The sequence below is a fragment of the Micromonospora sp. DT201 genome (assembly GCF_049841575.1).
Taxonomy (GTDB): Bacteria; Actinomycetota; Actinomycetes; order Mycobacteriales; family Micromonosporaceae; genus Micromonospora.
Genome location: NZ_JBNCKP010000009.1, coordinates 47,219 through 59,276, shown reverse-complemented (window position 1 = coordinate 59,276; position 12,058 = coordinate 47,219). Strand labels below are relative to the sequence as shown.

At 70.9% G+C, this 12,058-nt stretch carries 7 protein-coding genes; all 7 read left to right on the top strand.

Translation table 11 applies throughout. The features are described from left to right. The first annotated feature begins 912 nt into the window (after window positions 1-912). The 7 genes from ACLQ28_RS17025 to ACLQ28_RS16995 all read left to right on the top strand — a co-directional run bounded on the left by ACLQ28_RS17025 (window position 913) and on the right by ACLQ28_RS16995 (window position 12,053). Window positions 913-1,197 carry a hypothetical protein gene (locus ACLQ28_RS17025; protein WP_425687241.1) on the top strand — a complete coding sequence of 95 codons (285 nt, stop codon included), beginning with the start codon at window positions 913-915 and terminating at the stop codon, window positions 1,195-1,197. Window positions 1,198-1,373: 176 nt separating this feature from the next. Next, window positions 1,374-2,612, top strand: coding sequence for an MFS transporter (locus ACLQ28_RS17020; protein ID WP_425687240.1), 1,239 nt, complete (start codon window positions 1,374-1,376; stop codon window positions 2,610-2,612). A gap of 149 nt (window positions 2,613-2,761) precedes the next feature. Beyond that, complete coding sequence (locus ACLQ28_RS17015) at window positions 2,762-6,691, top strand: Pls/PosA family non-ribosomal peptide synthetase (protein ID WP_425687406.1); 3,930 nt, start codon at window positions 2,762-2,764, stop codon at window positions 6,689-6,691. A 64-nt stretch (window positions 6,692-6,755) separates the two neighbouring features. After that, complete coding sequence (locus ACLQ28_RS17010) at window positions 6,756-8,084, top strand: M1 family metallopeptidase (RefSeq protein WP_425687239.1); 1,329 nt, start codon at window positions 6,756-6,758, stop codon at window positions 8,082-8,084. Window positions 8,085-8,422: 338 nt separating this feature from the next. Beyond that, window positions 8,423-8,719 (top strand): acyl carrier protein, encoded by a 297-nt coding sequence (locus ACLQ28_RS17005; protein ID WP_425687238.1) that lies wholly within the window; start codon window positions 8,423-8,425, stop codon window positions 8,717-8,719. After that, window positions 8,719-9,990 (top strand): beta-ketoacyl-[acyl-carrier-protein] synthase family protein, encoded by a 1,272-nt coding sequence (locus ACLQ28_RS17000; RefSeq protein ID WP_425687237.1) that lies wholly within the window; start codon window positions 8,719-8,721, stop codon window positions 9,988-9,990. The genes ACLQ28_RS17005 and ACLQ28_RS17000 overlap by 1 nt, the downstream gene beginning before the upstream one ends. Window positions 9,991-10,028: 38 nt before the next feature. Continuing rightward, window positions 10,029-12,053, top strand: a complete 2,025-nt coding sequence (locus ACLQ28_RS16995) for a 3-oxoacyl-[acyl-carrier-protein] synthase III C-terminal domain-containing protein (RefSeq protein WP_425687236.1) — start codon at window positions 10,029-10,031, stop codon at window positions 12,051-12,053. Window positions 12,054-12,058: the final 5 nt, after the last annotated feature.

Genomic DNA, 12,058 nt, shown 5'->3' with positions numbered 1-12,058 from the left:
GTCTCCCAGGGGCAAGAACCGGCACATGAAAGGGACAGCAGGGGGCAAGGAGCATCCACCCCGCCAACGACAGCGGACTGGTGAATCGGACCGGGCCAGGCTGGCGACCCGACTGTCGGCAATCCCGGTGCGATGCGGCTGAGGCACATGCTGCCCGCGGTGGCACTCGGGGCGGTGGCGCTCGGCGCAGCCCTCGGCGTTGACCCCGCCCGCGCCGACCCGCCGTCGCCGTCGCCAACCAGTCACCAGCCGCTGGAAACTGGCAGGTCGCCGAAGACCATTGAGGCTCTGCTGCCCGACGTGGTCGAGGTGCCGTCGGCCATCCCTCTGCCCCTGTCGTCGGCCATCCCCCTGCCCCTGCCGTCGGCCATCCCCCTGCCGCTGCCGTCGGCCATCCTCCTGCCTTTGCCGTCGGCCAAACCTTCCACTGCCGCGCCAACTCGGCCCCCGCGTACGCGGCCGCCGTCCTCGTCGCCCTCCGCACCCGCCTCGGCTTCCCCGGCCGCACGCCTTACGATCGTGCCGTCGCGGCCATCACCGTCGAGCCCCGTGCCGGTGACGGCGTCTCGTGACGACTTCCACGGCGCTACCGACGGCCGGGCATCGGATCGGGCGCAGGCGGAGACAACCCCTGTCACAGCGCCGACGCCCAGCCAGCCCGCCCGTCCCGTGTCGGGGCTACCGGTGCTCGTGCTGGCACTCGCGTCCGCACCTTCCGGCGCCGGCACCGGCGGTGTCGATCCGCCGACGTCCGCAGCGGAAGGTCCGCCGCTCATCTCGCCGCTGCGCCGAGGGCTCACAGTCACCGTCGTCGACATGCGCATTGCCAGCCGGCCGGTAGAGCGGGGCCCTCCGCCGCCACGGCAACTCCTGATCACCCACCCGCGTCCACGACGTTGATCAGGAGAACTCATGGAGATAGCCGTCATCTGGATTCCCGCCGACATTGAGCCGTCGGAGCCCGCCGTCGCGGTGTGTCTTACCCACCTTCGCCGACACGCCTATCGATTGGGAGGAATCGTCCGGGCACCGTGGGAGACAATCGAGCAGACAATGATCGACGGCGAGGTGGACGTGGTCGTGATCGCTGATCTCGCCCACCTTCCGCCGGACCGGTCACCCCGGATCGAGGTAGCCACCGCCCCGGCATCGACGGCTGACGAGAACCGAGCGGTTCCCGAAGCACAATTCGACTGACATGACCCAGCGCCCCGTCCATTGCGGACGGGGCGCTTCGTCGATCTGGCCCGCTCTCCGGACATCGAGCAGTTCGTCAGGGAGACCGGCGGTGTGGCACGCCGTGCTCGATGGGAGCGGCGAGGCGCTCGGCGAGGTCGACTTTTCTCGCACCCATCACTACAGTCAGTTCCATTATGAGACTTACTGCCTTCTGGCGCTGGTGGGCTGCCGGCACGACCAGTCACCTCGGCTCGGCGATCGGCGGACTGGCCCTGCCGCTAACCGCGCTGAACGTGCTGGAGGCATCGGCCTTCGAGATGGGCCTGATCACGGCGGCCGGCTATCTCGCGTACCTTCTGATCAGCCTGCCGGCGGGGGTGATCGTGCAGCGCGTGCCGCTGCGCGGCATGCAGGTCGCCCTGGATCTGATCCGGGCCCTCGCCATCGCGTCCGTCCCCCTGGCGTGGTGGTACGACACCCTGACGGTGGCCCAACTGGCCGCGGTCGCCCTGGTGGTGAGCTTCGCCAACGTGCTGTTCGACGTGGCGAACCAGACCTTCCTCCCGGAGATCGTGCCGGCCGCGCAGTTGCAGGCCCGCAACAGTCTCAACTCCGGCACCTATGCCGCCACCCAACTGGGCGGGCCGTCCCTGGGCGGCCTCGCGGTGCAACTGTTGGGTGCGGTGCCGACGCTGCTCGTGGAAGCCGTCAGCTATCTGGCCTCCGCCGTGCTGCTGCGCACCCTGCCCGCCCGGCGGGTGCAGCGACCGGACGAGCGGCCACCGATGGTCACGATGATCCGCGAGGGCTGGCACTTCGTTGTCCGGCACCCAGTCATCGGGCCCTCCATGTGGGACGCCACCGCGACGAACTTCGTCTGCGGCGCGATGCTGGCGCTCTTCCCGTTCTATCTGTTCCGCGAGCTGCACGCATCGCCGCTCCTGGGCGGGCTGCTGTTCGCCGCCGACGGCCTCGGCACGATCATTGGCGCCGCGCTGACAACCCGCTTCACCGATCGGGTGGGCACCGCACGTGGTCTGATCATCGCGGCCTTCGTCGGCGTGGCCGGCGCGCTCATCATCCCGCTGGGCACCGGCACCGCCGCCTTTTTCGCCTTCGCCGCCGGCAACCTCATCTTCGCCGGCTCCACGGTGGTGCTCAGCGTGACCACCCGCACGTACCGGATGCTCGTCAGCCCGCCAGACCTCCTGTCGCGGGTGATCGCCACGGTCAAGTTCGTCTCCTGGGGCGCCATCCCGCTCGGCGGCCTGCTTGGCGGCGTCCTGGCCGGGGCGATCGGTGCTCGCACCACCCTGCTGATCTTCGGCGCGCTCACCGCGCTGTCGCCCATCATCTATCTGTCGACCCCGATCCGCCGGATGCGCGACCTGCCGCTCGACGCCGCTCCGAAGCCCGCAGAAGCCCGGGTGTGAGCCGGTATTCCCAAGCGGTTTGAGTGTGGTGGTGGACACGAATCCGCTGTGATGCCGTCGATTTCCCGATGGTGCGACGTAGCGTTGAGGGCTGCCCAGGGCGGGTCCGCATGCCGCACGCCTGGTTGACGCTGACCCGTGAGGTGAAGATGGTGCACGCCCCGGCGACCAGGACGACTGATCTGCGGCCGGGTGCGCTTCCGCCGCTGGTCACCACGCCGACGGTCGCCGCGGTTTTCCGCTCCTCCTCGACCCCGGCCCGCCGCACGCTGATCGACATTCTCGACGACACCGTGCGCGCACACCCTGCCGCCGGTGCTCTCGACAACGGTGCCACGACGCTGACGTACCGCGAGTTGGCCGACGAGGTCGAGGCCGTACGGATGTCGCTCGCCCAGCACGGGATCGGCCGCGGCGACCGGGTGGGCGTACGGATCTCCTCGGGTACGGCCGAGCTGTACCTGGCGATCCTCGGTGTACTGGCGGCGGGCGCCGCCTACGTGCCGGTCGACGCCGACGATCCCGAGGAACGCGCCGAACTCGTCTTCGCCGAGGCTGGCGTCGCCGCGGTGCTCGGTGACGGGCTGACGGTGTCGCTGCGCCGTACCCCCGCGTCCGAGACCGGCCGGCCCGGCCCGGACGACGACGCCTGGATCATCTTCACCTCCGGCTCGACGGGCACCCCGAAGGGCGTCGCGGTCAGCCACGGCGCGGCGGCGGCTTTCGTGGACGCCGAGGCGCAACTGTTTCTCGCCAGCGAGGCCAACGAGGCGATCGGCCCGCAGGACCGGGTCCTGGCCGGGCTGTCGGTGGCGTTCGACGCGTCCTGCGAAGAGATGTGGCTGGCGTGGCGGCACGGCGCCTGTCTGGTGCCGGCCGCGCGGTCGCTCGTCCGCAGCGGCGTCGACCTCGGTCCGTGGCTGGCCGAGCAGCGCATCTCCGTGGTGTCGACCGTGCCGACGCTAGCCGCGTTGTGGCCGGTCGAGGCGCTGGAGGAGGTCCGGCTGCTGATTTTCGGCGGGGAGGCCTGCCCGCCGGAGCTTGCGCAGCGCCTGGCCGTCGAGGGCCGCGAGGTCTGGAACACCTACGGGCCGACCGAGGCGACCGTGGTCGCCTGCGCGGCGCAGATGACGGGCGTTGGGCCGGTACGCATCGGGTTGCCGCTGGCCGGCTGGGAGCTCGCGGTGGTCGACGGCTCCGGCGTCCCGGTCGCGATGGGCGAGACCGGCGAGCTGGTGATCGGTGGGGTGGGACTCGCTCGCTACCTGGACCCGGTCAAGGACGCAGAGAAGTTCGCCACGCTGCCGGCGCTCGGCTGGCAGCGGGCCTACCGCAGCGGGGACATCGTCCGGGCCGAGCCCGAGGGACTGTTGTTCATCGGTCGCGGCGACGAGCAGGTCAAGCTCGGCGGACGCCGGATCGAGCTGGGTGAGATCGACGCCGCACTGCAGGCACTGCCCGGGGTCGCCGGCGCTGCCGCCGCGGTGCAGCGGACCGCTGCGGGCAACCAACTGCTGGTGGGGTACGTGGTCCCGCACGACGGCGTCGCGTTCGACGCCGCCACGGCGGCGCTGCGGATCCGTGAGCAACTGCCGGCCGCGCTCGTCCCGATGCTGGCCGTGGTGGATGCGCTGCCCACCCGGACGTCCGGCAAGGTGGACCGGGCGGCGCTGCCATGGCCGCTAGCCACCGCCGACGATGCGGCGGGTGAGCTGACCGCGACCGAGGACTGGCTCGCTGGCGGCTGGGCGGAGGTTCTGGGCGTACGCCCCACCGAGGCGGACGCGGACTTCTTCAACAACGGCGGCGGCAGCCTGAACGCGGCGCAACTGGTGGCGTGGATCCGACGCCAGCACCCGCAGGTCTCGGTGGCTGACATCTACCTGCACCCGAGGCTGTCGCGGCTCGCAGCCGTGATCGACGCGCTCGACGCCACGGCGGCGACGCGCCGGGAGGTCCGGCCGACGCCACGTCGCGCCGGGCTGATCCAGGCCGTACTGATGGTGCCGATGCTCGCGCTGGTCGGGCTCCGCTGGCTGACTGTCCTGGCCGCCCTCGGCAACGTCCTGCATCTGTTCGCCCCGGCACCCTGGGCGCCGGCCGTGTCCTGGTGGTGGGTGGCGCTGGGCTGGGCGTTGCTGTTCAGCCCGCTCGGCCGGATCGCCCTGGCCGCCGGAGGAGCGCGACTGCTGCTTCGCGGGGTACGCCCGGGCAGCTACCCGCGCGGAGGCAGCGTGCACCTGCGGCTGTGGGCCGCCGAGCGGCTCGCCGACCTGACCGGCGCCACAAGCGTCGCCGGAGCATCCTGGATGCTCACCTACGCCAGGGCGCTCGGCGCGCAGATCGGCGCCGACGTCGACCTGCACTCCGCGCCACCGGTCACCGGTCTGCTGAAGCTCGGCCGCGGCGCGGCGATCGAGCCGGAGGTCGATCTGTCCGGGCACTGGGTCGACGGCGATGTCGTCCGCATCGGCAAGGTACGCGTCGGCGCCGGCGCCCGGGTCGGGTCCCGCAGCACGCTGATGCCGGGCGCTCGGATCGGCAAGGGCGCACGTATCGCCGCCGGCTCGACCGTGGCCGGCGCCGTACCGGCGAACCAGCTCTGGGCCGGTTCCCCGGCCGCACCCGCTGCCAAGGATTCGGCCGGGTGGCCCGGGCAGCGTCCCCCGCGATCGCGGGTGGGGGCGCGCCTCTGGCCGATCGCGTACGGGGTGACCTCACAGTTGCTGGGGCTGGTGCCGGTCGCCGCCGCTCTCCCGGCCCTCGCTCTGCTCGGCTGGGCGCTCGTCGTCCGACCGACGGTCGGCGCTGTACTGGCCGCCGTCGCGGCGGCGGCCGTCGCCTACGTCATGGGCTATGCGCTGCTGGTGCTCGGGGCAGTCCGGGCGCTCAGCATCGGCATGCGCGCCGGGTACCACCCGGTGCAGGGGCGGGTGGCGTGGCAGGTCTGGACGACCGAACGGCTGATGGGGATGGCGCGGGTCGGGCTGTTCCCGCTCTACGCCAGCCTCTTCACACCGGTGTGGCTGCGACTGCTGGGCGCCAAGGTGGGGCGCGGGGTGGAAGCCTCCACGGTTCTCGCCCTGCCCGCCATGACCACGGTGGCCGACGGGGCTTTCCTGGCCGACGACACCATGGTCGCCACCTACGAGCTGAGCCACGGGTGGTTGCGTGTGGCTCCGGCCCGCATTGGCAAGCAGGCATTCCTCGGCAATTCCGGCATGGCGGCACCCGGCAGGTCGGTGCCCAAACGTGGGCTCGTGGGTGTGCTGTCGTCGGCGCCGCGCAAGGCGAAGAAGGACTCGTCGTGGCTCGGCGCGCCGCCGATGCCCTTGCGCCGCACCGTGGAAACGGCGGACACCAGCCGCACCTTCGACCCGCCGGTCGGGCTGAAGTTGGCCCGGGCAGCGATAGAGCTGTGCCGGATCGTCCCGGTGATGTTCGCCGCGGCGTTGGCGGTCGGCGTCCTGGCTGTGCTCGCGTTGGTGTGGCGGACCGCCGGGATGGGGGCAGTGGTGCTCGCCTCCGGGCCGGTGCTGCTGACTGCGGCGATCGTCGCGGCCGCCATCGCCACGGCTGCGAAGTGGCTGCTGGTCGGGCGGTTCCGGGTCACCGAACGCGCCCTGTGGACCTCCTTCGTGTGGCGCAACGAGCTCGCCGACACGTTCGTCGAGGTCCTCGCCGCGCCGTGGCTGATCCGCTTCGCGACCGGCACCCCGCTGCTCACGGCGTGGCTGCGTACGCTCGGTGCGAAGATTGGCCGGGGCGTCTGGCTGGACACCTACTGGCTACCCGAGTACGACCTGGTGCGGCTCGGCGACGGTGCCACGGTGAACCGCGGATGTGTGGTGCAGACCCACCTGTTCCATGATCGGGTAATGAGCATGGACGAGGTGACACTGGGCGCGGGAGCCACGCTTGGCCCGCATGGCATCGTTCTGCCGGGCGCGAGCATCGGAGCGCGGACCACCGTCGGGCCCGGTTCGCTGGTGACCCGTGGCGACGCCGTCCCGGGCGACAGCCGGTGGCTGGGCAACCCGATCGCCACCTGGCCGGCGTCGGTCTCGCGGCCAGCATGATCGCCCACACCGATCGGCACACGCCGGAACGTTCTCGCGCCGCCGCAGGCGTGGCCGTCCCGGCATGACTCCGAAACCGTCAGCGTCGCCCGGTGCCGACCACTCGGGTGACTCGTACCTTCCCGAGCACGGCAACGGCGGCTATCGGGTGCTGCACTACGACCTCGACCTCGACTATCGGGTCGTGTCGAACCGTCTCGGCGGTCGGGCGGACATCACCGCAGTGGCCGTACAGCCGTTGTCGCGGTTCACTCTCGACCTCGGTCGGCTTCGCGTTCAGGACGTCCGGGTGGACGGGCGCCCAGCGAAATACCTCCACCGGCCAGACAAACTGCAGATCAAGCCCGAGCGACCGATCGGCGCCGGGGACACCTTCCGGGTGGAGATCCGGTACGCGGGGAAGCCGGTGCCCATCTCCGGCCGTTGGGGCGACCTCGGGTGGGAGGAGCTCACCGACGGGGCGCTCGTGGCCAGCCAGCCAAATGGAGCACCGTCGTGGTTCCCGTGCGATGACCAGCCCAGCGCCAAGGCCACCTTCCGGGTGGCGGTCACGACTTCCTCCCCGTACGCCGTCCTGGTGACTGGTGATCCCGTTCTCCGGCAGCGGGGCGCGGGCAGCACGACCTGGGTGTACGAGCGGCTCGAGCCCACCTCGCCGTACCTGATGAGCGTCCAGATCGGACGCTACGAGTTGGTGGACCTGACTGTCGGCGCAGTGGTGCAGCGCGCCGCGATCCCGCCCGCACTGCGCAGGGACGTCGCCCACGACTTCGGCCGGCACGGGCAGATCATGTCGGCGCTGCAGCGGTTCTTCGGGCCGTACCCGTTCCGGGAGTACGTCGTCGTGGTCGCCGACGACGATCTTGACGATCCGGTCGAAGCGCAGGGCATGGCCATCTTCGGCAGGAACCACGTCGACGGGCGGCGAACGCACGAGCGGCTTGTCGTGCACGAACTGGCCCACCAGTGGTTCGGCAACAGCCTCACGGTGGCGGATTGGCGGCACATCTGGCTCAACGAGGGCTTCGCCACGTACGCCGAGTGGTTGTGGTCCGGCGTCTCCGGCGATCTGCCGGCGGACGCTCGGGCCGCGCAATGGTACGCACAGATCGCGACCCGCCCGAGAGACGTCATCGTCGCGGACCCCGGCATCGACCGGATGTTCGACCCGCTGGTCTACAAGCGTGGTGCACTCACGGTGCATGCCGTGCGGAAGAGGATCGGCGACGAGTCGTTCTTCGCGCTCCTGCGGGCTTGGGTTGCTGAGCACCAGCACGCGACCGTGACGACCGAGCAGTTCCGGTTGCACGCCCAACGCTTTACCCGCGAGCCTCTGGACGGCCTGTTCGCCGACTGGCTCGACAGCCCGGCGCTGCCCCCGCTACCTCGTTGAAGACGCGACTTCGCCAACTGCGCTGAGCACAGACCGCCGTGCATGTCGACTTGTCATGATCGGCCGCCTCTCGTTGTCGTGAGAATTCTTATCTCATTTGCAGCGGTATCGGCACTTACCCAAAATGATCTACTAAAGGCCAGCCTCCGTTCATGCTCGGTTATGGAGGGAGTCGAAATTGGACCGCCACGCCACCGATGGCGCAGCCGAGTCGGATTCGCGACGCAGGCGTCACGAAGACCTTTCTGGCCAACGACTCTGCGTGCTAGCCTGCCTCAACTTCTTGCAGGTGAAGCCCCGTTCGGCACCGATTGCCTCGTGTGATTGTTGGAGGGCACATGGACAGACTGCAGGCTCTTACGGTTTTACGTGAGGTCGCGGTCGAGGTGCTGATGGTTGAGCCGGAGGCGGTGACCGAGGACGCCGACTTTCGCAAGGATCTCAACGCCGAAAGTCTCGACCTGGTTGAGCTGCTGATGGCGCTGGAGGACCGGTTCGGGATCCGACTCCCGGAGGACGGGCTGCGCGGGATCAACACCGTCGGGCAGGCGCTCGACATGGTGCTCGATGGCGGGGGCACCGATGTCGCCGAGGACGCCGCGGCGGTGGAGGCCGAGCGAAAGACGCCCGCCTGATGGAGGGTGTCAGTCCCGTCCGGCACCGGGTTGCCGTCACCGGGCTGAGCGCCAGGACGCCAGCCGGCGACACCCCCGACGCGCTGTGGCAGGTGCTGCGGTCCGGGCGTTCGGTCATCGGCCCGATCCGCAGCTTCGATGCCTCCGGGTTGGCGACCCGCTTCGCCGGCGAGATCCAGGGCTTCGACCCGACCGCCTACCTCGGCGCGAAGATGGTCCGGCAGACCGATCGCGTCTGCCAGCTCGCCTTCGCCGCGGCGATGGACGCGTTCACCGACGCCGATTCCGGCCACCTCGACCCGGACCGGTGTGCGGTCGTGGTCGGCACCGGCATGGGCGGATCGGAGAGCTTCTACACGCAGGTCCGCGCGTTCATCGAGAACGGACCGGACCGAATCAGCCCGTGGGCGATCCCGATGATCATGCCGAACGCGGCGGCGTCCCTCATCGCGCGGCAACTCCACTGGCGAGGGCCCAACTTCTGCATCTCCACGGCTTGCACCGCCGGTGCGAACGCGATCGGCGAAGGCGTCCGGCTCATCCGCGACGGTAGTGCCGACGTCGTCCTGGCGGGCGGCGCTGAGGCGGCGGTCAACCCCATCGTCGTTGCCGGGTTCGCTCGGATGCACGCGCTGAGCACCCGCAACGCCGAGCCCGAGACCGCCTCGCGCCCGTTTGACGGCGAACGGGACGGCTTCGTCCTCGCCGAGGGCTCGGCCTTCGTGCTGCTGGAGCGCCTCGACCGAGCGCTGGCCCGGGGCGCCCGCATCCACGGCGAGGTCGTTGGCTACGGGTTCAACAGCGACGCGTACCACTCCACGATGCCGCACCCGGAGGGGCGCGGCGCCGTCGACTGCATGCGCCTGGCGCTGCGCGACGCCGGCGTCGACCCGACCGACGTCGGCCACATCAACGCGCACGGCACCTCGACGATGCTCAACGACGCCGCCGAGGCCCAGGCCATCCACACCGTGTTCGGTGGCGCCGCACCGCCGACCACCTCGGCGAAGGGCTCGCTGGGGCACCTGGTCGGGGCCGCCGGAGCGGTCGAGGTCGTCGCATCGCTGCTCGCTCTGCGGCACGGCGAGATCCCGCCCACCGCCAACCTGCGCACCCGCGGGTCCGACATTCCCATCGACGTCGTCGCCGGTGCCCCCCGCACCGGCCGTCCCGGCCCCATCCTGACGAACTCGTTCGGTTTCGGCGGGCACAACGCCTCGCTGGTGCTCGCCTCCGTCGACGACGGCGGGGACGCCGTCAGGTCCAACTGAAGCAGTCGAACCGTCCAACTGAGACAAGGTGGTCGAGGGTGAGCATCCAGGCCGCCACGGCGGGAGCCGGCAGCGTCATCGACAGCATCGGCGTCGCGCTGCCCGACCGGGTCATGACCACCCGCGAGGTGCTTGACGGCTGCCGGAGCCGACTGGAACTGCCACTGGAGCAGACCACCGGCATCGTCTCGCGGCGCGTCGCTGGTGACGTCGAGTACGCCCTCGACCTGGCCACCCGCGCCGCCGAGGACTGCATATCCCGCTCGTCGATCGGGCTTGGCGACGTCGACCTGCTCATCAGCGCCAGCATCTCGCGGGTCGACAGCCCGGACCGGTCGACCTACGAGCCGGCGGCCGCCACCGGGCTGCGGCACCGGCTCGGCTGTGACCGGGCGTGGGCGTTCGACGTGACAAACGCGTGCGCCGGCCAGTTCACCGGCATCTACTTCGCCGACGCACTCATCCGGGCCGGCGAGATCGATTCGGCGCTGATCGTCAGCGGCGAGTACATCTCCCATCTGATGCGCACCGCTCAGCTGGAGATCGCCGACGAGCTCGACGCCCGCATCGCCTGCCTGACGCTCGGCGATGCCGGTGCGGCGGTCCTGCTGACCAGGGCCGACGATGGACCGGGGGGCTTCGATCACATCGGCATCCGCACCGTCGGGCGCTACCACACCCTGTGCGTGGCCGGGCCAACTGATCGGCCGCACGGCGGCGTGATCATGAAGACCGACATGATGGGTCTGGCTGCCGCCGGCATCCGAGAGATGGTGGCGCACACCCAGCAGGCCCTCAAGGCGATGGGCCTGTCACCGGTCGACTTCGACAGGTTCATCCCGCACCAGACGTCGGCGCTGGCGATCCAGGCCGCCGTCCGCCGCACGAACAAGGTCTACGGCCGTGTGGTCCTGGACGAACGCGACGTCATCAACAACCTGCCGAGGCGCGGCAACACCGCCACCACGTCGCACACTGTCGCGTTACGTGACGCGAGCCTCGACGGGCGGATCCGGACCGGCGACCGGGTGCTCTTCGAGGTCGCCGCGTCGGGCGTCAACGTCGGCACCGCCGCGTACCGGTTGGACGGGCTACCGGACCGGCTGGCCAGCGGAATTCGGTCACAGCGGACCGCACCCCCGCGCCGCCGCCCGACGCCATGGCCGCACCCGGTGCGCGCCGTCGCGATCGGCCTCGCCGAACCCGGGACGGAGGCCGGCGCCGCAGCCGGCGCGACGACCCTTGAGCTCATCGGTGCCGCCACCGGCGACTGCCTGCGCCGGGCGGGCGCCCGCGCATCCGACGTCGACCTGCTCATCCACACCGGCGTGTACCGCACCGGCATGATCGCCGAGCCGGCGATCGCGGCGATCGCCGCGGGCGAGTTGGGCTTCGACGGCAGCGCTACCGCCACCGGGGAAGTCCTCGCCTTCGACGTCACCAATGGCGCGTTGGGCATGCTCGACGGCTGCCGGATCGCCGCCGAACTCATCCGGGCCGGCGCGGCCGGCACCGCCGTCGTGGTCGCCTCCGAGGTCGAGCAGCGCGAACCCGGCGCCACCGGGCCTGCGGTGGCCAGATACGGCTCGGCGGTGCTGCTGCGCCTCGACCCGCACCGGACCAGTGGCTTCCTGGGCTTCCACAGCCGCTCCGTCGCGGTACCCGCCCCCGACCGGGGTGCGTGGGCCATGCAGGACGGCGGGCTCAACTTCATTCGCGCCACCGGCCGCACCGAGTCCGCCTCGGCGTACGCCGAGCACGTGCCCGCGGTCGTCGCCGAACTGCTGGACCGCATGCAGGTGCGGCCCGACGCGATCCGCACGGTCGTGCCGCCCTGGCTGCCAACGCCGGTCGAACGCCGACTGCGAGGCACCTGGCCGGTGCTCGGCGCACGGCTGGCCACGCTGCCGTCGACATCGGACGGCACGGACCTGTTCACCTCGGCCATGCCGGTCGGCCTGCGCGCCGTGACCGCTGGCGGCGGCGTTTCGCCGGGCGACCTCGTGGTGGTCGTCGGCGCGAGCACCGGCATGGAGATCGGCGCCGCGCTGTACCGCATCTGAAGGGA